Below are 20,311 nucleotides of genomic sequence, written 5' to 3'. Positions count from 1 at the left end.
CAGGAAAAAACACCTCATGGATTTGACCGGAAATTTTCGCCAGCAGCTCGCTGCAAAGGCATTGCAGCGACAACTCGAACGTGTGTCACAGCAAGCTCAGGCTCCGGCGCGTTCGCTCGCGCAGGAACTTGCGCAGGCGCCCGGCAGCGCGTCCGGCTCGACGCGCGACGCGTTATGCAGTTTCGAGACCATGCCCGGTTACACGCAGGTGAAGCTGCTGCGTGAAATGGGCGACAAGCTGCGCGTGACGTCGCCATTCTTCCGCGTGCATGAGGGCACCGCAGGGGCGACGACGCAGATCACCGGCAAGCAGTATCTGAACTTCGCGAACTACAACTACCTCGGGCTGGCCGGCGATGCGCAGGTGAACGCGCGCGCCAAGGCCGCGATCGATCAATACGGAACGTCGGCATCGGCGAGCCGGATGGTCGCGGGCGAACGCACCGTGCACGGCGAACTGGAACACGCGATGGCGCGTTTCTATGACGCCGACGACGCGCTGGTTTTCGTCAGCGGCCACGCAACCAACGTGACGGTCATCGGCTCGCTGTTTGGTCAGGGTGACCTGGTCGTCCATGACTCGCTCGCGCACAACAGCATCCTGCAAGGCGCGCAACTGAGCGGCGCGAAACGCCTGAACTTCCCGCACAACGACTGGCGCGCGCTCGATGATCTGCTGACACGCGTGCGCCATGAATTCCGGCGCGTGTTGATCGTGGTGGAAGGGTTGTACAGCATGGATGGCGACATCCCCGATCTCGCGCGCTTCGTGGAAGTGAAGCGGCGCCATGCCGCCTTTCTCATGGTCGACGAAGCGCATTCGCTGGGTGTGATCGGCGAGACGGGCAAGGGCATCCGCGAGTATTGCGGCGTGCCGAGCGGGGACGTCGATATCTGGATGGGCACGCTCAGCAAGACGCTGGCAGGATGCGGCGGATTTATCGCGGGCTCGCAGGCGCTGGTGGATATCCTGCGGCATCTGGCGCCCGGATTCCTCTATAGCGTGGGCTTGGCGCCTACGCTCGCGGCCGCTTCGCTGGCGGCGCTGGAACGATTGATCGCCGAGCCGTGGCGCGTCAAGCTGTTGCGGGAGCGCGGTCACCAGTTCCTCGATGAAGCGCGCAGTGCGGGCCTGGACACCGGCATGAGCGCGGGCTTTGCGGTCGTACCCGTGATCACCGGCAGTTCGCTGAAGGCGGCGCAATGGGCCAATGCGCTGTTCGAAGAAGGCATCAACGCCCAGCCGATTTTCTATCCGGCCGTGGAAGAGCGCGCGGCGCGGCTGCGGTTCTTTATCTGCTCGACGCATGAGCCCGAACAGATTTCGCAGACGGTAGCCGTGCTGCGAAAGCTCGCGCGATGACGCCCGCATCGGACGCGTCCATGGCAGCTCAAAGCTTCCACACCGGCGGCCGTCCTGCCGGTCCTGACGATGCACACCAGGCTGCGCCGCTCGTCTTCGCCTCGGGCAGGCTGGAGTTCGGCTTCCTGTTCGGCGTGCCGCCGGAGCACTGCATCGCTTTCCTGCAGAGCGCGTTCGCGTCCACGCATGGACGGTTCTCGTGGCGGCGGCATTGGGTATCGATGGAGGGAGGAGAGGTCGTCGGCGTACTCGCGGCGCATGGCAGCCGCTCGACGCTTTCGGACAATCTCTGGTTCGCATGGATGACCTTGCGATCCTTCGGCTTGTGGCGCACGGTCGCCGTGCTCCGGCGCGGACTGATCCTCGAAAGTGAATTGCCGCCACCGCGTCGCGGTGAAACACTGCTTGCGCATTGCGCCACCCGTGAAGCTGCCCGCAACCGCGGCGTATTCAGCGCTTTGCTGAACGACGCGCAGACGCTGACCGTGCCGTCGTTCGTCCCTCGGAGCGAACGGCTCGTGCTCGATGTTCTGGTAAGCAACGAGCGGGCGGCGCAGTTGTATCGGCGGCTGGGGTTTGTTGCGCTGGCACGCAAGCGCCCGCCGGCGCGCGGTCTGCCCGCCGAGCTGGAATCGGTGAGAATGCGCTTTCAGCAGAAGTGAATGGCGCGGGCCAGTAGTGACAACCAGGCGCACGGATAAACGAACGTAAAATCATGGTCAGCGTGCAAACGGATACCCGGCTCCGTCGATCCGTGGACGATCCTTGAGAAGGAACATGGCCATGAAACCTGTCGAAGAACTCTGGCGCCTGGCGGAGGGAGACCCCGAGGCGCTTGAGCACCTCACGGTCAGCGGTGACGAACGGCAACTGCCGTCGGTGTATCGGGTGAGTGCGTTGGCGGCGGCGAGCGTGGGCGCGTCGGCGTTAGCGGCGGCGCAATGCTTCAGGCATCGCACGGGCCGGCAGCAAGACGTGCACATCTATACGCGCCGCGCGGCCATTGCGTTCCGCAGCGAGCGCTATTTGCGCATCGGGACCGATAACCCGCCGGAGCTGCGCGATCCGCTAATGGGCTTCTACGAGACCCTTGACGGCCGCTGGATCCAGCTTCATACGAACTTCAAGCATCATCGGGACGGCGTGGTGAAGCTGCTGGGCTGCGCGAACGATCACGCCGGCGTGACGCAGGCCATCCATCAATGGAATGGCGCAAGCCTGGACGAGGCGCTAGCCGATGCCGGCCTGTGCGCCGCGCTGATCCGCACGCCGGAGGAATGGGCGCTCACGCCGCAGGCCCACGCGATTGCGGAAATACCGCTGCTGGAGATCGTCAGACTTGACGATGTGCCTCCCGAATCCATCGGTGAAGGCGAGCCGCATCGGCCTTTGTCAGGCGTCCGCGTGCTGGACTTGAGCCGCATCATCGCGGGTCCGGTGGCGGGGCGAACGCTCGCCGAGCACGGTGCCGATGTCCTGCTCATCAACGGTCCGCATCTGCCGAACATTCCACCGTTAGTCATCGACAACGGCCGCGGCAAGCGCTCGGCGACGCTCGATCTTCGCGAAGAGAGCGGCCGTGAATCGCTGCGCACGTTGTTGAAAGATGCCGATGTCTTCCTGCAAGGCTATCGCCCGGGCGCGCTGGCAGCGCACGGCTTCGGACCGGAAGAGGCTGCGCAGCTGCGCCCGGGCATTGTGTATGTGACGATATCGGCGTATGGGCACAAAGGCCCGTGGTCTCAACGGCGTGGTTTCGACAGCCTCGTGCAGTCGGCGAGCGGGATTGCGTGGACCGAAGCGCAAGCGGCTGGTCAGGCGCAACCGCGCCATCTGCCGTGTCAGGCACTCGATCACGCCACCGGTTATCTCGCGGCGCTTGGCGCGATGATCGCGCTGCAACGACGCGCCACGCAAGGCGGAAGCTGGCATGTGCGGGTGGCGTTGGCGCGGACCGGGCGCTGGTTGCAATCGATGGGTCTGATCCAAGGCGGTCAGAACGTGCCCGATCCTCAACTCGACGATGTCCGCGACATGCTGCAAACCATCGATTCGCCGTTTGGTTCGCTCACGTGCACGCAGCCGCCTGAACGGATGTCGCTGACGCCGCCGTATTGGGTGTCGCCGCCGGTGCCTATCGGGACCGATCAGCCGCGCTGGTGGTGAGCGCTGTTGACGGCTACTTGCGCAACTCCGCGACGAAATCGTAATAGTCGTTGCGGCAGTAGGTATCGGTGAGTTCGATCGGGCGCTGGTCGGCCGTATAACCCACGCGCGTGATCAGCAGCAGCGCGTCGTGGGGCGCGATGCCCATTTGCGCGGCGATCTCATCGCTCGCGTTCACCGCGCGGAAATGCTGCAGGGCTCGCACGATCGACAGGTTGCGCTGTTCCAGGAAGCTATAAAGCGAATCGCCGACAGCCTGCGGGTCCGGAATCAGCGCTGCCGGAAAGGTGGAGTTCTCAACGGCCATCACGATGCCATCGGCCGTGCGCAAGCGGCGCAAGCGTGTCACGGCAGCCGCTGGCGATAAACCGAGCTGGATCACTTCATCGCGATTTGCGGGTTCGATCACGCGGGAGAGCCATTTCGAGCCGGGGGTAAAACCGCGTCGACGCAGCATTTCGCTGAAGCTCGACAGCCGTGACAGCGGATCTTCATAGCGCGGCGTGATGAACGACCCGGCGCCTTGCGTGCGGCGAATCAGCCCTTGTTCGACCAGCAAGGCGATTGCTTTACGCGACGTAATCCGCGATACCCCGAGCGCTTCCGACAGCACGCGTTCCGAGGGCAAGGCTTCGCCCGCGTTCCAGCGATTGTCGTGGATTGCGTTGCCGAGCTTGCGGGCGAGCTGGAGATAAAGCGGGGTGTCACTGTCCGGGTCCGGGCGCAAGTCGCGCCAGCGGTCCTCCGATGTCGTGTTCATAGTGCGCAGGAAGTGGGGACCAAGGGCAGATTCTAAGACAAGCAGCGCGGCGACGGGGATTGAATGAGAAGGGGCACCCATGGGCAGAGGCGGGTGAGCTCTTCGTTTATCCCCAGACAGCCGCTTCGCTCAGGCCCATTTCGGCCAGGTCGGCGGCGCGGAGCTCGGCATCGATATCGCAGAAAAATTCGTCGAGTTGCGGCGGTGCGACCGGTGTTGCGGCAAGCATGGCATGCACCTGCCCACGATGATGGATCTGATGCTGGAACACGTGTCCGAGCAGCCGCGTACGTGTTTCCTGCTGTTTTGCGCGCGGACGCAGGAGGGTGACCTGGCGCTCGAGGGTGTTATCGGTGAGCTGAGCGCAATAGTCGATGAGCCGCCGGTCCGCCAGCCGTTGCTCGCGTTGCAGGTCGGCGCAGGTATCGAAGGGTTCTTCCGGATCGAAGAAAGACGTGATCTGCGGATGAGGCAGCTCGTTACGCTGCTCGCGTTCGAGTGCGTCGATGTAAAACCAGTCGACGGTCAGATTGTGATTGAGCGTCGCCTTGATCGACGGAAAGAAGCTGGTTCGATACGCGGCGAAATCTGCCTGGATTAGTAAAGCGCAAGCCTTCAACAGGCGATGATTCGACCATGCATTGTTGTAGGCCATGCTGAGGAAGTGGCGGGAAAGCAGGTTGGGCATGATCAGCGGCTCGTGAAACGGCAAGAGCGCTATCGCACGATGGCGGGTAGCAGCATTAAATTATGGCACGGGGAATGTTGACCGATGTCTTCGAGTCCCCTCTTACCCGTTTGAGCACGCCAAACAAAACGTCCGCCGAAGCGGACGTTTTTCATCGGTTGAGCGAACCGGCTTCTCAAGCCGTAGCCGCTCCCCCCACCCCGCGCCCTGTGCGCATATACAACGCGACGGTGAGCGCCACCCCCGCCGCCGACGCAACCGCAGCAAACAGATACACGGAGCTGAACCCGAATTCCCCGGCGACATACCCGGCCAGCGGCCCCGTCACGCCCAGCGACAAATCGAGAAACACCGAATACGCCGACAACGCCGCGCCACGACTAGCCGGCGGTACGAGTCCGACCGCTTCCACCCCGAGCGCCGGGAAGATCAGCGCAAAGCCAAACCCGGTCAGCGCGGCGCCCGCAAGCGCGAAGGCGGGATCGGCCGCAAGCCAGAGCATCAGCAAGCCGACGCATTCGAACGCAAACGACACAATAGCCACGCGAAAGCCGCCAAAAACTTTGATGGTGTTGGCAAACAACAGCCGCGAGCCGACGAACATCGTGCCGAACACGGTCAACGAAAGCGCTGCATCAGGCCAGTTGTGCGCGGCATAAAAGAGCGTAATGAACGTGGCGATCGACCCAAATCCCGCCGATCCCAGCGCGAGACCCATGCCGTGCGGCAACACGCGAAAGAACACGCTGCGATACGACATGCGCTCGCCATGCACGATCGGAACAGCCGCCATGCGCGTGGCAAGCCAATAGCCGAGGCCGCCCAGCGCAATCACCAGCGCGCCCAGCGACGCAAATCCAATCGAGCGCTCCATCGCCACGCCAAGCGGGGCGCCAACGGCCAGCGCGCCATACGTGGCAATGCCGTTCCACGAGATCACGCGCCCGCTGCCGGCGGCGCCAACCCGTCCGATACCCCACGTGATCGCACCGGTTCCGACCCAGCTTTCGCCAAAGCCAAGCACAAGACGCCCGATAATCAACAGCCCCAGGCTCACCGAATGCCATTGCGACGCGAGCGCCGCGCTGAGCAGCAGCACGCCGCTGATCGCGCAGGCGGTCAGCCCGTACAGCACGGTCTGCTTCGGCCCGATGGTGTCCGCCGTGCGCCCGGCGAGCGGCCGCGAGGCGAGGGTTGCGAAGTACTGGACGCTGATTGCCACGCCTGCCATCACCGATCCGTAGCCGAGATCCGTATGCACGAAACCAGGCAGCACCGCGAGCGGGATGCCAATGGTCAAATAACAAATGAACGTGAACGTGACGACCGAGACGATCCGCCCGGTAATGGCTAGATCGGCGCGTCGGGACAGCGGGGCTTCGGTGGACATTGGGGTAATTGCGGGGTTGATATCGCTGAAGAAGCGTGATTCTCCCATAGCTTAGGCGCGAACGTGGCCCGCCAGATGCTTTTTCAGGATACGCAGAATAGCGAAAAGCCTTGTCGGGGAAGAGTTTGCAGAATTTTCGTTGCGGACGAAGAATTTGCATCTGGCCCGTGACCGGCCGTGGAGCGGGAAAGTCTTACCGGTTTTCCAGGCCGGCGGACTGCCCGGTCAACTCCATTGATACATCGGCCATCAGCGCCTGCAACCAGGCCAGGTCGGTGGGGCGGCTGACCTCGGGCAAGGACATCAGATAACTTTCGATAGGCGGAAACTCGATCGGCGACTCCATGACCACCAGCGGCAACAGCGCGGCGTAATGCAGCGCGAAGCGTCGCGTAGCGGTGAAGATCAGGTCGGATTGCAGCAGCACTTGCGGCACGAGCCCGAAGTACGGAATGGTCGTGACAATGCGTCGACGGATGCCTGCGCCCGCCAGGCCTATATCGATGGGATGACGCTTCGCGCCGCTATACGTGGTGGGCGCAAGATGCGCGGCGAGCGCATAGCGAGCCGTTGTCAGCGGTTCGCGTGCGAGCGGATGGCCGCGGCGCATGAGGCACACGAAGCTGTCGGTGAAAAGTTCACGGCGCGCAAAACGCGGCTCGGGATTTTCCCAGTTGCCGACGACCAGGTCGAGATCGCCGTCATCGAGCGCACGTTCGTGATCAAGCGTCGGCGTCAGCGATTCGATCTCCAGCCGCGCATTCGGCGCCGCCACGCGGAATGCGCGAATCATCGTCGGCATGAAAAAGTCGTTCAGGTAATCCGGCGCGGCGACCCGGAAGGTGCGCCGTGACGTGGTGGGATCGAAGGCGCCATGCGGTGTGGCGACAAACTCGACCTCGCGCAACGTGCGCTGCACAGCCGGCAGCAGCGACGCGCCGTACTCGGTCGGCACCATACCCTGTTTGCCGCGCACGAGAATGGGGTCGCGCAGCAGTTCGCGCAGCCGCCGCAGCGCCGTACTGATGGCGGGTTGCGTCTGCCCCAGGCGCAGCGCGGCCTGCGTGACGCTGCGCTCGGTCAGCAACGTTTGCAGCACGCGGATCAGCCAGATGTCGAGGGAATCGGCGGCGGAGCTGGCGTAATCGGCAGGATCGATGGGATCAGTCATAGAGCGCGGTCTTCGGGCGGACCCTTGGGGCTGAGTGTTGCGTAGCAATTCGTGGCGGGACGATCAGGCGCAGCGCACGCCCGATCGAGAGTGCACTACGTTAAGCCCGACCGAACGCGCACGCCATAGCGTGCATGCTATGGATGGAATAGGGGCCGACCGTCAACCAGCGCGGGCCGAACCTCCGAAACCCGCCGAACCTGACGATTCTCATCCCGCGCCGCTTCACACTTCCGAATAGGGGCCGGCCGTCAACCCGCGCGGGCTGAACCTCACGAATCAGCCGGCTCTCATACCGCGCCGCGTCACACTTCCGGCGCGGTCCTCGGCAAATTGCTGATTCGCCGTACTTCCTTGCCGTCGAGCCAGTTCGGCGAACGCGCGACGTAGAGCACCATCGGCAGCGTGTCTTCGCCCCAGAACAATTGCTGGTTCACCACGAACGTCGGCACACCGAACACGCCAAGTTCCACCGCGCGCTCGACATTTGCCCGCAACGTCGCCTTGACGTCCTCGAGCTCGATCATTTTCGCGCCGTCGGGCAGGCCCACATGGCGGCACAGATCGTCGAATCCCTGCTCGCTCGACGGATCGCGGCCTTGCTTCCAGATGAACCGGAAAATCTCGCGGATACAGCCGATTTCCCCACCCGCCGCCACGGCAAGGCGTAGCGCCTTGCTGGAATCGAAGGGATGCGACGGCGGCATTTTGAACGGAATACCCAGTTGTTCGGCGCGAAAGAGCGCGTATCGATACATAAACACGCGCTTTGACGGGATGTTGCCCGGCATCGGCTGGCCCCAGTGCTTGAGGAGCTTCAGATAGTCGACGGGCAGCACTTCGAACGGCATGTTCGGCCACTTTTCATGCTGTTCGAGCAGCAGATACGAAAAGGGAGAGTTGAAATCGAAAAAAAAGTACGGCTGATGCGGATCGATGGAAGCCGAGGCGCTCATATGAATCTCCCTGGTGCGTTGCTCGTCGCGGTAGCCGTCACGCCGGTTACCGTCGTTTCTTCTTTCGATATTACGTGGTGTGCTGAACGCTGTCTCCCTGCGCGTCGAGTGCGGCGGCCTGCGCGATGGTCAGCCGCTGCCGCACGAAGCCGATATGCTCGCGCAGCACGTAGAACTGGTCGGCGTAGGCGAGCGGCATCTTCATCTGGTTGACCGCGTTCTCGATGCCGTCCACCCGGTCGATCAGCGCCTCGCGCTGAGCCGGTTCGGGGTCGCTCATGGCCTCGCGTTCAATGCCGATCAGCGCGCCGTAGATCTTGTAGATCCGCGATTTGATCCGCCACCTGTACAGTCCCGGCACGAGCCGAAAACCCGGAATCAGCACCACGATAATCGGCACCAGCAGCACGATCACGCGATCCGCAAGACTCGCGATCCAGAACGGCAGCGTCCGGTACAGGAAGCTTTTACCCGACTTGTAGTAACGCTCGGCGTCGTCGCTGATCCGAAATTCATGTTGCAGCGGCGCGGGGAATTCGTTGGCCGTCTGCAACAGGTTCGCGCGTCCGTGCACCTCTTTCGCGGCTTCGATCAGCAAGTCGGACAGCGCCGGATGCAGTCCGTCGCGGGCGATCAGCTCGGCGGTCGGCGCAATCAGGTGGAAAGGTTGCGGCGGCACGTTCTTCGCCAGATCGAAGGCGCCCATCGGCAGGACGATCACCTTCAGATACGGAAAGCGCCGCGCGTAGGCGTCGGCCTGGGTGAAGTCGAGGAAACGGATTCCGGGCGTGCGAAACAGCTTGCCCATGGTCGGCGGCTGCGCGGAGTCCCCGGTGAGGAACGCGGCGTCAATACTCCCGTCCGTCAGCGCGCTCGCCGCGGCGTCGTCGCTCAGCGGCAGCAATTCGGTGTTGCCGCCCGGCTCGATGCCATTCGCCTTCAGCACCGCCAGCGCAAGCGCACGCGTGCCGCTGCCTTCGGTGCTGATGGCGAGCCGCTTACCCTTCAGTTCCGAAAGCCGCGTCAGCAGCGGTCCACGATAAAACACCGCCAGCGGCACATACGCCACGCTGCCGAGCGAGACCAGATTTTCGTGCTTGTCCGGCGTGCCGGGCGCCGACATGCCGCCCTGAACGAAACCGACATCGACGTTCACCTTCGGATCTTCGAGCTTTTGCAGGTTATCGAGCGAACCCTGGGACTCCAGCACGTTCAGCGTGACACCGTTGCGCGCGAGGATCCTTTTGTACTGCTGCGCGTCGTTCCAGAACGAACTGCCCTGAGGTCCCGCCGACATCGTCAGCGTATTGGGCGGCGCGGGCTGGATCAGGCGCACGGCGAGATAGATCGCGGCGGCGCTGATCAGCAGGATCGGTCCGAACGATATCGCGAGGTCGCGCCAGGAAATTGCGACGAAACGTGCCATTGTCGGAGCCATGCGCCGGGTACGGGTTTTCTTCGAGGTTTCCTGAGCGGGAGGTTCTTGGCCGGGAGTTTGAGTCATTGTCGGGTTCGGTGGGGCGGGGACCTGCGTTGACGCAAAACCGCAAAACCATTAAAGCAGCGAATTTTATAAACGGGAGCGAAAAGAAGAAAGGGAAAGGGAAAACCCTCGCACCAACTTATTCAACAAACGAATTTGAGATGGTTAAAAATACCTCTTGTTCTGCGCGTTATGTCTTTTATTCAATCGCGGCAGTAAAACATGCCTGTGCCAATATGTTGAAACGTCTGTTGTTACATTCATTGCCCACGCGCTGTCGCAATTTTCGCCGATGGTACATGAACGCCCGTGCTGTTGGATCACGAGCAGGCCCTAAGCCGGTATGACAATAACGACAACTACGGTCGAGTGCGCACTTCATCGTGTTAAATGCTTTGCGCTTCTCGCGAGGCTGGATTAAATTGACGTTCGCCGCCGTAGAACCAGCATCCGCGCCGCCTAACCGGCATTCGGAGAAATGCTCCGAGCAGAACCGGCAGCGTCGCATGATGTGCAGCAGCTTATGTCCTTGAGCCAACGGTCATGACACCCGTACAAGAAAGGCCGGACATTTGTTTTTTCGCCAGTCTCTCGCAACACCGTGTCGCCAGCATCGCCGGTCTGTTTGTGTCGTATGCGCGTCGATCGTCGGGTCGCCGTTCGTACAGTCAGGCCGCAAGATGTCGTAGCCAAGCCGCTGGGTTGATGCGGTCCAAAGAAGTACAAGAGCAACACTTTGCGAAGTCCAAAGCGAAACAAAAGGAGAAGTCATGAAAGTAGTCGATATGTTGAAGGCGCTGAGCGTCGTGATGTGCGTCGCAGTGGCGTCGAGCGCCTATGCTCAATCAAGTGATGCCACGGCCACGACGGCACCGTCGGCCAAGACCACCAAGAAGGTCAACCGCAAGCTCGGCCTCGATGTGCGGCGTGCATTGAGTAAGGCACAGGGCATCGACGTGTCGAACATCTTCGTGCGCGCACGCGGCGGTGCAGTCGTGCTGACGGGTACGGTGCCGGACGGCGCGCAAATCCCGAAGGCCGAAGAAGTGGCGAAGGGCGTGAGCGGTGTGACTTCCGTCTCGAACAAGCTCACGCTGGCTGAACCGAACGGTGGAGGCTGATGCTTTCCTGAGCCTTGGACTGCGGTGCGTCGTTGCAGCGTTTTTGCAGCGTGTGACGCGGTTTCGTCCAGTGGTTTGAATAACGGGTTCCGGTGCTTTGCGCCGGAACCCGTTATGCGTTATGGGACCAGGCTATGGGCTCACGCTTCCTGGTTGAGAGCAGGAGCCAGGTTCGCGACGTGCATCGAAAGAAGTACGCCGAATAAAAACAACATGGTGGAGAGCGACGATGAAGCGATTCCCGGGAGTCATGGCGCTTGCGCTGGCAATGGTGGCGTTCGGCCTCGCGGCCTGTCACGGCAACGACGACGGCAATGGCAATGGCAACGGTTCGCAGAACAATGCGCTGCCGAACTTCATCGCCGGCAGCGTGCGCACGCAAACCTACGACGGCACGACCGATGACCTGCTGACAGCGGGGCTGGGCAAGGACGGGCTGGCATCGGCAACGCCGCCCGCCATTGCCAACGCAGCTGCGCCGAGCGCCGCTGAATTGCGCCGTCTCGCGATCTACTCGAACTATCGCGCGCTCGTCGATATGTCCGCCAATGGCGGCTACGGACGCTTCTGGGGGCCGAACGTCGACCTGAACGGCAACGACACGCTCGGCGAGGGGATGATCGCCGGCAAGGAATATCTGGCTTTCGCCGACGACGGCGGCGGCACGCTCAACGTGAGTTTGCTCGTGCAGATCCCGGCGAGTTTCAACCCCGATCAGCCGTGCATTGTCACGGCCACTTCGTCCGGGTCGCGGGGCGTGTACGGGGCGATATCGGCGGCGGGGGAATGGGGTTTGAAACGCGGCTGCGCGGTCGCTTACACCGATAAAGGCAGCGGCAACGGCGCGCACGAACTGGCGACGAACACGATTACGCTTATCGACGGCACGTTGTCAAACGCCGCGGCTGCCGGCAAGACCAGCGTGTTCACGGCGAACCTCGGGAGCACCAGTCTCGCCACGTTCAACGGGCAATTCCCGAATCGCTACGCGTTCAAACACGCGCACTCGCAGCAGAATCCGGAGAAAAACTGGGGCGCGAATACGCTGCAGGCAATCCAGTTCGCGTACTGGGCGCTCAACGATACCTACGGCCCACTCGACGGCACCACGCGCAAGATCCGCTATAACCGCGGGGATGTGACGACCATCGCTGCGTCGGTGAGCAATGGCGGCGGCGCGTCGCTCGCGGCCGCCGAGCAGGACACGCAAGGATGGATCACGGCGGTGGTCGTGGGTGAGCCGCAGATCAACCTGAACGTTCCGTCGCAGGTTTCGGTGAGGCAGGGCGGCGTGCCGGTGGCGTCGTTCGGCCGGCCGCTCGCCGATTACATGACGCTCGCGAACCTGCTGCAGCCGTGCGCGGCACTGGCGCCGGCCGCAGCGGGCGCGCCTTATCTCACGACGTTGCCTGTGGCCACGACCGCGTCGATCCGGGCGGCGCGCTGCGCGTCGCTGGCAGTGAACGGCGTGATTACCGGCGGTGATGTGCTCAGCCAGGCCACCAATGCCCTCGCCCAACTGCATCAGGCCGGTTATCAGACGGACTCCGACTTTCTGCAGGCGCCGATGTGGGATTCGCAGGCCGTGCCGGCGGTTGCCGTGACGTATGCCAACGCGTACACGCAGTCGAGCGTCGCCGATAACCTCTGCAACTTCAGTTTCGGCACGACCAATGCGGTGACGGGGGCGGCTGGAGTCAGCCAGCTCGTATCGCCGATGTCTACCGTGTTCGGCAACGGCAATGGCGTGCCGCCGACCAACGGTATCAATCTCGTCTACAACGCGGGAAATTCGGGCGCGGCGGACCATCGATTCGCTACCGCCGATGCAAGTTTCGCCGGCGCGTTTTGTCTGCGCGGCTTGTGGACGAACGGCGACGCGCGGATGACGGCGAGTGTCAACGCGATCCGGGTGAATGCGAATCTGCACGGGAAGCCGGCGATCATCGTGCAGGGGCGTTCGGATACGCTTGTGCCGATCAACCACGCGTCGCGCCCGTACGCGGCGATGAACAAGCTGGCCGAGGGCAATTCAAGCAATTTGTCGTTTTACGAGGTGACGAACGGCCAGCATTTCGATGCGTTCCTGAGCGTCGCGGGCTTCGATACGCGCTTCGTGCCGTTGCAGTACTACAACCTTCAGGCGCTGAACCTGATGTGGGCGCATTTGAAGAACGGGGCACCTTTGCCGCCGTCGCAGGTCGTGCATACGGTGCCGAGAGGCGGTACGGCGGGAGCGGCGCCGGCTTTATCGGTGAGTAATTTACCGGCGATTTCCGCGTCGCCCGGGTCGAACGCAATCACGTTCGGCGGTGGCGGGGTGAATGTGCCGAATTGAAGCTGGGGCTTCATCTCGCCGGTCAATGGCTGGCCGGCGACGGTGTCGGACGGGGATGGGGACGGGGCGCAATTTGCGATTTATCGAAGCGCGGCCGCTGAAACTGGCGGCGGTTGGCGTGTTGCCGGCAGCAAGTATTGGATAAGCCGCTATCTTCGATTGATTACGCGGTGACTATCGGTGAGTAAATTGGCTGCAGCGGGAAGGACCTGGTGGCAACTGCGTCCGAGCGCTTAAGGCGTAGTCGCCGATGCGGCCACCGGCACCGAAGCCGGGGTAGCCACCGTCACCGCCGTGGCGCTGGCGGCTGAAACCGCACTTGCCGTTGGCGCAGGGCTAGCCGCACTGGCGTTCAACTCCGCGCGAGCGGCCGCACTCGCGGCTGGCGTCTGCACGACGATGGGTGTTGGCGTGAGGTCCGGCGAATTCAGGATCAGCGATGGCGCCAGCGCCTGACTGCTGACATTCTCGCCAGGAATCGGCGAGCTGCGCGGCACGGTCTTCAAATAGTGCTCGACCAGACTAAAAAAGCGATCGTAGAACTTGCCTGCCGGCACGGTTTCGCTGGAGATTTTCACCATCGAGTCGCTGTTCGAGCGGATCGGCAGCGAGAGCGAGCCGAGCACGCTCAAACCCACGCTGGCCGAGGTATCGCTTTTCTTCAGCGTATAACCGTCCTGCACTGCATTCACATACGCGATGCTCGTATTGCTCGCGTTTTCGCCCGGCGTACAGACCACATGGAACGACACCACCACGTGCGTGTCCGCCGCGGGCTGGAAGTTCTTGGTGGCATCGACGGTATCGGGCTGCGGCATGGTCGTCACGTAACCCTGGCTCAGCAGCGCGCGGCGCGAGGCTTCGCAGGTTTCCTGACTCGTGGCGTCGTAGTTGCGGGTGAACGGACTCGCGCCCGTCAAGAACATTTCGGCCTGATAGCTGGGCGTGGGCGCGGCCTTGCCGCCACAAGCGGCGAGCGCGAGCAGGGGCAGGGCGAGCGAAAGTCGGGAAAGCGGGTTTTGCATGACGGCGGCTGGATGAAACGAAGGACTTCGGCGGCCTAGATTGTAGTGCGCCGCGCGTATCGGCGTAAAAACAAGAAATTACGTTGGACTGGGGTCATCAGTTTCCCTCTCACAACGACAGTTTCCGAGTGCGCCCAGCCGCTGGAGCCTCTCCAGATGTGGACGGCGGTAGCCAAAGTAAGTCTGGTTTAAATGCTTGACATATGTTGACATATGCTTAAAATTGAATGCATATCTTTGCTTCAGGAGGTGCTCGTGCGCACGGTATCTATTTTTAAGAACAACGCTAATCAGGCGGTCCGGATTCCAAAGGACATGCAGTTCGACGGAGTGACAGAACTCGAAATCCAGCGTGAAGGGGACACGATACTACTGCGCCCGGTGCGGCCAAACTGGACCTCGTTCGCAAGTGAGCCTCTAGCCGATGCAGATTTTCTCGCCGAGCGTCCTGCGGTTATCCAGACCGGCCGCTTTGATCTTTCCTTTGATCTTTCCAGTCCAGATGATGACGCAGGAGAGCAGGACCAGTGACGCAGCTCTATATGCTGGACACAAACATCTGCTCATTCCTTATGCGCGAGCGCCCAGCTGAAGTCCTGGAGAAATTGCAGGCTTGCGTCGATGCCCAGCAGCGCATTGTCATTTCAGCCATCACTTACGCGGAAATGCGTTTCGGGTCGATCGGCAAAAAGGCATCGCCCAAACATGCTGGACTTATATCGGCCTTTGTCGCGCGGCTGGACGGCATCCTGCCTTGGGACACCGCGGCCGTAGACGAGACGACACGCGTGCGAATCGCGCTGGCAAGCTATGGAACGCCCATCGGCGATAACGATGCCGCTATCGCCGGCCACGCTCTGGCCGCCGGCACAGTGCTGGTGACGAACAACGTTCGCGAGTTCAAACGAGTGCCCGGCTTGCGCATCGAAGACTGGGCTACGCCCGCGACCTGACAAAGAATTTGCCGTCCCTTGGCAACCGGTGACTACATAAGTCTTAAGCTATTGTTTCATTGAGATTTTTTCCACTTAAAACCAACTTGCTCGACACGAATGAACGGAAGCTGGAGAGACCCTACCTCTCATTCAGATCTGCTTCGACATCTATTTCTCGTCCCTCACCGATATCCCTTCTTGAAATTACCGATCGGTGTGCCATATACTTGGCACTCATTGCACGAGAGTGCTAACAGTTTTCCGCCCGGTGGCTTTGTAGGTCGTCGGACGGGTTTCCCGCGTTTTTATAGTCTCAGTTAGAGAGGAGTGTGTATGAACCTTCGTCCTTTGCACGATCGCGTCATCGTCAAACGTCTGGATCAGGAAACCAAGACTGCCTCGGGCCTCATCATCCCCGACGCTGCAGCTGAAAAGCCGGATCAAGGCGAAATCCTGGCCGTCGGCCCGGGCAAGCGCGATGACAAGGGTACGCAAAACGCCCTCGACGTCAAAGTGGGCGACCGCGTGCTGTTCGGTAAATACGCTGGTCAGACCGTCAAGGTCGACGGCAATGAACTGCTCGTGATGCGCGAAGAAGACATCATGGCCGTTCTGGTCAAGTAATCACCTTCAAGCCCATTTGGCTTTCCGGCCGGACGATCGAACCGCTCAAGCGATTCTCGTCCGCCCTGATCGAAAGCCAGAAAACTGAAACGAATCAAGGAGTTTGAATATGGCAGCTAAAGAAGTCGTATTTGGCGATATCGCCCGTGCAAAGATGGTTGAAGGCGTGAACATCCTGGCCAATGCGGTCAAGGTCACGCTGGGCCCGAAGGGTCGTAACGTGGTTCTGGAACGCAGCTTCGGCGGCCCGACGGTCACGAAGGACGGTGTTTCGGTCGCTAAGGAAATCGAACTGAAAGACCGCCTGCAGAACATGGGCGCGCAAATGGTGAAGGAAGTTGCTTCCCGCACCAGCGACAACGCAGGCGACGGCACGACCACGGCTACGGTCCTGGCTCAGTCGATCGTTCGCGAAGGCATGAAGTACGTTGCATCGGGCATGAACCCGATGGACCTGAAGCGCGGTATCGACAAAGCAGTTTCGGCTGCTATCGAAGAACTGCGCAAGATCAGCAAGCCTTGCACGACGAACAAGGAAATCGCTCAAGTTGGCGCGATTTCGGCTAACAGCGACACGTCGATTGGTGACCGTATTGCTGAAGCAATGGACAAGGTCGGCAAGGAAGGCGTGATCACGGTTGAAGACGGCAAGTCGCTGGAAGACGAGCTGGACGTGGTTGAAGGTATGCAATTCGACCGTGGTTACCTGTCGCCGTATTTCATCAACACGCCGGAAAAGCAAGTCGCGATCCTCGAAAACCCGTTCGTGCTGCTGCACGACAAGAAGGTGTCGAACATCCGTGACCTGCTCCCGATCCTGGAACAAGTTGCGAAGGCTGGCCGTCCGCTGCTGATCATCGCTGAAGATGTCGAAGGCGAAGCACTGGCTACGCTGGTTGTGAACAACATCCGCGGCATCCTGAAGACCGTTGCTGTGAAGGCTCCGGGCTTTGGCGATCGTCGTAAGGCCATGCTGGAAGACATCGCGATCCTGACCGGTGGTCAAGTGATTGCTGAAGAGACCGGCCTGACGCTGGAAAAGGCTACGCTGGCTGAACTGGGCTCGGCTAAGCGCATCGAAGTGGCGAAGGAAAACACCACGATCATCGACGGCGCTGGCGAAGCTGCGAGCATCGAAGCGCGCGTGAAGCAAGTTCGCACGCAAATCGAAGAAGCAACGTCGGACTACGACCGTGAAAAGCTGCAAGAACGTGTCGCCAAGCTGGCTGGCGGCGTTGCAGTGATCAAGGTTGGCGCTGCGACCGAAGTCGAAATGAAGGAAAAGAAGGCACGTGTTGAAGACGCACTGCACGCAACGCGCGCAGCTGTGGAAGAAGGCATCGTGGCTGGCGGCGGCGTTGCGCTGATCCGCGCTCGTCTGGCACTGAAGGACCTGAAGGGCGACAACGCCGATCAGGACGCCGGCATCAAGATCGTGCTGCGCGCGATGGAAGAGCCGCTTCGCCAGATCGTCACGAACGGTGGCGAAGAAGCCAGCGTCGTGGTGGCAGCAGTTGCAGCCGGTACGGGCAACTTCGGCTACAACGCGCAAACGGGCGAGTACGTCGACCTGGTGGAAGCCGGTGTTGTGGACCCGACCAAGGTGACGCGTACGGCACTGCAAAACGCGGCATCGGTGGCAGGTCTGCTGCTGACGACCGACTGCGCTGTGTCGGAACTGCCGAAGGAAGATGCTCCGATGGGCGGCGGTATGCCCGGCGGCATGGGCGGTATGGGCATGGACATGTAATTCAGGCCTGGCCTGAATTACAGGGCAGCGCGGGTTTCTTCGGGAGCCCGGGTTGCCAAAGAAAAAACCCGCATCGGCAACGATGCGGGTTTTTTTATCGGCTCAAGAAACTGCCGGCTATTTGTTGTTCTCCGCGCGCATCTGTTCGGCGGCCGCCTTGTAGTCGTAGGTCGGGTAGAACTCGGTCCGGTAACCACCCCACGCGGTATTTTCGATTGCGCGATTCACCTCGCGCAATTTATCGGCGGGGACACGCAGCGTGACCACCTGACCGATGCCCATCATCACGTACCACGAAACCACCTGAACGCCCGGCGGTGGAAACGCCTTGAAGAAACCTTGCTCCTTCAGTTGTTCGTTGATCTTCGGCAGCGTCTTCGACTCATCATGTTTCAGGAAAATGGTCAGCAGAAAGGTGCCATCGCCGACGGGCGTAGCGTTCGAATTCGTGTTTTCAGCCGGAGCCGGAGCCGGAGCCGGCGCCGTCTGCGCGAAAGCCACAGCGGAACTGACGGCCACCAGCGCCCCCGCAATCACCCGTGTACCCAGCCATTTTCTGAACTCAAGCATCAGCTTTCTCCATGACGGCCGCGCGTTTCGGACGCGCGTTCAATGCCTTGCGGCTTTTCACGCGCAGCGCGTTGAACTGGGCGTGGCCGGCGGCGGTGTTGTCGAAGATGCACCAAACCTCGTGCGCTTTTTTTGCCCGGTCATGCAGCGTGAGCGCAAGGGAATCGAGGTAGGGATATTCGTACGACGACTGATACATCTCCGGTGAGCCATGCAACCGGAAATACACCAGCGATGTATCCGCCCGATGCGCGATGAAACAGTCATCGGGTTGTGGATCGGCATCGACGTAGGCAATCTGTTTCGCCTTGAGCAACGTGGCCGCGTCTTTCGCGAACCAGCTCTCGTGCCGTGCTTCCAGCGCGATCGGAATGTCCGTGCGTTCACGCATCGATGTAAAAAACGACTTGGCCACGTCGGGGTCGAACGCGAGGCTGGGCGGTAGTTGCACAAGCCAGCAACCGAGCGTACTGCCCAGTTGCGTCGCGGATTCGAGGAAGGTGTCGAGCAGCGTTTCGCAACTGACGAGACGAGCGTCGTGCGTAATGGCCTTCGGGATCTTCACGGAAAAGCGAAACGTACTGGGCACGCTATCGCGCCAGCGTGCATACGTTTCCGCCCGATGCGGCCGATAAAAGCTGGAGTTGATTTCAACGCAGGTCAGCACCTGCGAATAGCGGGCGAGGTGAGTACCGTCGCCGGGGAAGTGTTCCGCGACTGCGTCCGTGATACCCCAGCCAGCGCAGCCGACCCGCACGAGGCCGGGACTGTGCTTGAGTGGGTGGAGCGATGTTTTGCGCAGCGGCATGTGTCAGTTTCGCTCCAGGAAAGTATCAGTGGCGGGCTTCGCCAGGTGTAACGGGTGGTGCATCGGGTTGTGCATCGATAACCACGGGCGGCGTCTCGTCGTCATCGTTCGAACGCGCCCAGAAAAACCGGTCCGGCAAATAAGCGCCCATGCCGGGCCTGAAGGCAGCGCGGGTCGCCTGAAACACATATTCCTGTGCTTCGCGCGCGGCTTCCGCGGGTTCCTGCCCGTTAGCAAGCAACGCGGCGATGGCAGACCCGAGTGTGTCGGTAATGCCCATCATGCGGTGCTCGGTACGGTCCCACGTGTCCTGCCTGATCTGGCCTTCCTCACTGTAAAGCGTGTTCACATGCCGATGCGTGCCCGTTTCCGTCGCCAGGATGTACTCGCAGCCCTGCGACAGCAAATGCGAAATCGCGGCGTCGAGCGTGGGCGCTTCGGCGTCGCCATCGGGCTGCGCGAGTTGCAGGAGCGTGGCGTGATCGGCCACGAGCATGGTGGTTTGCGGCACCAGCAAATCCGCCATCGATTCGCGCAATTCGTCCGCCGCGAGCACGTGTTCGTCGTCGAGCGTGAAGTCAGGTGCGAGGATCAGCGGCACGTCGTCGTAGTCGGCGACCACTTCTGCAATTGCGCTGACCACTTCCGCGCGCGTCGCGGCGCCGATCTTGAAGGCCGCCACCGGCATATCTTCCAGCAACATGCGGGCCTGAGTGCCCACGGTGTCGGGGTCGAGCCCGGTGACTTCGTCGCAGTTCGCCGAGTCGCGCACGGTGTAACCGGTCAGGACAGTGAGTCCGTGACAGCCCATGCTGGCAAGTGTCAGCAGGTCTGCCTGCAGGCCGGAGCCGCCCGTGGGATCGGACAGGCCAAAGGTTAGAACAATAGGAGGGGTGTCGCTGGGCATCGGATTATTCGTTTGTTCAATCTATCGGCTATTCAAGCGGCCGGACAAGGAGCCGGCGCAAACGGCACGATTATGCGGCCTAAAGTTACGTGGACACATGAGATGGGCTTTTTTTCGTACCAAAGCCGGATGAATCATTGTGCGGGAACCGGTGCAACGAAGGACCGATACTTGCTGGAAGGGCGTCGCGCGCTGTGTAACGCCCGCGTGGCAGTGCCGGGAGGGATTCAATGAAACCTCAACGAAATCCGAAAGC

General features: G+C 61.4%; 19 protein-coding genes. 9 read left to right on the top strand and 10 right to left on the bottom strand.

Annotation, left to right across the window (positions count from 1 at the left end; all coding sequences use genetic code 11):
* Window positions 1-16 precede the first annotated feature (16 nt).
* From ACSQ36_RS15770 to ACSQ36_RS15760, 3 genes are all read left to right on the top strand, one after another.
* Window positions 17-1,363 carry an aminotransferase class I/II-fold pyridoxal phosphate-dependent enzyme gene (locus tag ACSQ36_RS15770; protein ID WP_436182600.1) on the top strand — a complete coding sequence of 449 codons (1,347 nt, stop codon included), beginning with the start codon at window positions 17-19 and terminating at the stop codon, window positions 1,361-1,363.
* A 20-nt stretch (window positions 1,364-1,383) separates the two neighbouring features.
* Window positions 1,384-2,025, top strand: a complete 642-nt coding sequence (locus ACSQ36_RS15765; protein ID WP_436182599.1) for a GNAT family N-acetyltransferase — start codon at window positions 1,384-1,386, stop codon at window positions 2,023-2,025.
* 115 nt (window positions 2,026-2,140) lie between these two features.
* Window positions 2,141-3,529, top strand: coding sequence for a CoA transferase (locus ACSQ36_RS15760; RefSeq protein ID WP_436182598.1), 1,389 nt, complete (start codon window positions 2,141-2,143; stop codon window positions 3,527-3,529).
* A gap of 13 nt (window positions 3,530-3,542) precedes the next feature.
* Here ACSQ36_RS15760 and ACSQ36_RS15755 read toward each other — a convergent pair whose 3' ends face one another.
* The 6 genes from ACSQ36_RS15755 to ACSQ36_RS15730 all read right to left on the bottom strand — a co-directional run bounded on the left by ACSQ36_RS15755 (window position 3,543) and on the right by ACSQ36_RS15730 (window position 9,920).
* Window positions 3,543-4,289 (bottom strand): GntR family transcriptional regulator, encoded by a 747-nt coding sequence (locus tag ACSQ36_RS15755; protein WP_213768578.1) that lies wholly within the window; start codon window positions 4,287-4,289, stop codon window positions 3,543-3,545.
* Between the two features lie 106 nt (window positions 4,290-4,395).
* Entirely contained in the window at window positions 4,396-4,977 is a 582-nt protein-coding gene (locus ACSQ36_RS15750) for a DinB family protein (protein ID WP_436182597.1), read from the bottom strand.
* A 175-nt stretch (window positions 4,978-5,152) separates the two neighbouring features.
* Window positions 5,153-6,367, bottom strand: coding sequence for an MFS transporter (locus ACSQ36_RS15745; protein ID WP_436182596.1), 1,215 nt, complete (start codon window positions 6,365-6,367; stop codon window positions 5,153-5,155).
* Between the two features lie 193 nt (window positions 6,368-6,560).
* Complete coding sequence (locus tag ACSQ36_RS15740; RefSeq protein ID WP_436182595.1) at window positions 6,561-7,538, bottom strand: LysR family transcriptional regulator; 978 nt, start codon at window positions 7,536-7,538, stop codon at window positions 6,561-6,563.
* A 305-nt stretch (window positions 7,539-7,843) separates the two neighbouring features.
* Entirely contained in the window at window positions 7,844-8,494 is a 651-nt protein-coding gene (locus tag ACSQ36_RS15735) for a 2-hydroxychromene-2-carboxylate isomerase (RefSeq protein ID WP_436182594.1), read from the bottom strand.
* A 70-nt stretch (window positions 8,495-8,564) separates the two neighbouring features.
* A complete protein-coding gene (locus ACSQ36_RS15730; RefSeq protein WP_436182593.1) occupies window positions 8,565-9,920 on the bottom strand; it encodes a TAXI family TRAP transporter solute-binding subunit in 1,356 nt (451 codons plus the stop codon).
* A gap of 827 nt (window positions 9,921-10,747) precedes the next feature.
* On the opposite strand from ACSQ36_RS15730, the gene ACSQ36_RS15725 reads away from it, so the two are divergent.
* A complete protein-coding gene (locus ACSQ36_RS15725; protein ID WP_436182592.1) occupies window positions 10,748-11,098 on the top strand; it encodes a BON domain-containing protein in 351 nt (116 codons plus the stop codon).
* A gap of 229 nt (window positions 11,099-11,327) precedes the next feature.
* Window positions 11,328-13,436, top strand: a complete 2,109-nt coding sequence (locus ACSQ36_RS15720; RefSeq protein ID WP_436182591.1) for a D-(-)-3-hydroxybutyrate oligomer hydrolase — start codon at window positions 11,328-11,330, stop codon at window positions 13,434-13,436.
* Window positions 13,437-13,669: 233 nt separating this feature from the next.
* On the opposite strand, the gene ACSQ36_RS15715 is transcribed toward ACSQ36_RS15720, so the two are convergent.
* On the bottom strand, window positions 13,670-14,461 hold the full coding sequence (locus ACSQ36_RS15715; RefSeq protein WP_436182590.1) for a DUF2242 domain-containing protein: 792 nt from the start codon (window positions 14,459-14,461) through the stop codon (window positions 13,670-13,672).
* 255 nt (window positions 14,462-14,716) lie between these two features.
* On the opposite strand from ACSQ36_RS15715, the gene vapB reads away from it, so the two are divergent.
* The 4 genes from vapB (at window position 14,717) to groL (ending at window position 17,770) form a co-directional block, all read left to right on the top strand.
* Window positions 14,717-14,992 carry a type II toxin-antitoxin system VapB family antitoxin gene (vapB, locus tag ACSQ36_RS15710; protein ID WP_436182589.1) on the top strand — a complete coding sequence of 92 codons (276 nt, stop codon included), beginning with the start codon at window positions 14,717-14,719 and terminating at the stop codon, window positions 14,990-14,992.
* Window positions 14,989-15,414, top strand: coding sequence for a type II toxin-antitoxin system VapC family toxin (locus ACSQ36_RS15705; protein ID WP_436182588.1), 426 nt, complete (start codon window positions 14,989-14,991; stop codon window positions 15,412-15,414). The genes vapB and ACSQ36_RS15705 overlap by 4 nt, the downstream gene beginning before the upstream one ends.
* 315 nt (window positions 15,415-15,729) lie before the next feature.
* Window positions 15,730-16,020: a co-chaperone GroES gene (locus ACSQ36_RS15700; protein ID WP_031362728.1), complete on the top strand. Its 291-nt coding sequence runs from the start codon at window positions 15,730-15,732 to the stop codon at window positions 16,018-16,020.
* Between the two features lie 109 nt (window positions 16,021-16,129).
* Window positions 16,130-17,770 carry a chaperonin GroEL gene (groL, locus tag ACSQ36_RS15695; RefSeq protein ID WP_436182587.1) on the top strand — a complete coding sequence of 547 codons (1,641 nt, stop codon included), beginning with the start codon at window positions 16,130-16,132 and terminating at the stop codon, window positions 17,768-17,770.
* Between the two features lie 117 nt (window positions 17,771-17,887).
* Here the strand turns inward: groL and ACSQ36_RS15690 are convergent, their stop codons facing one another.
* The 3 genes from ACSQ36_RS15690 to thiD are packed head-to-tail and all read right to left on the bottom strand — an operon-like array spanning window position 17,888 to window position 20,055.
* On the bottom strand, window positions 17,888-18,340 hold the full coding sequence (locus ACSQ36_RS15690; RefSeq protein WP_436182586.1) for a hypothetical protein: 453 nt from the start codon (window positions 18,338-18,340) through the stop codon (window positions 17,888-17,890).
* The gene (locus ACSQ36_RS15685; RefSeq protein WP_436182585.1) at window positions 18,333-19,148 is read right to left on the bottom strand and encodes a DUF72 domain-containing protein; all 816 of its coding nucleotides are present in this window, start codon (window positions 19,146-19,148) and stop codon (window positions 18,333-18,335) included. The genes ACSQ36_RS15690 and ACSQ36_RS15685 overlap by 8 nt, the downstream gene beginning before the upstream one ends.
* A gap of 25 nt (window positions 19,149-19,173) precedes the next feature.
* Window positions 19,174-20,055: a bifunctional hydroxymethylpyrimidine kinase/phosphomethylpyrimidine kinase gene (gene thiD / locus ACSQ36_RS15680; RefSeq protein ID WP_436182584.1), complete on the bottom strand. Its 882-nt coding sequence runs from the start codon at window positions 20,053-20,055 to the stop codon at window positions 19,174-19,176.
* Window positions 20,056-20,311 lie beyond the last annotated feature (256 nt).

The sequence above is a fragment of the Caballeronia sp. LjRoot34 genome, assembly GCF_964253815.1.
Classification (GTDB): domain Bacteria; phylum Pseudomonadota; class Gammaproteobacteria; order Burkholderiales; family Burkholderiaceae; genus Caballeronia.
Note: the sequence above shows the minus strand (reverse complement) of the source record. Positions and strands in the feature narration are given on the sequence as shown.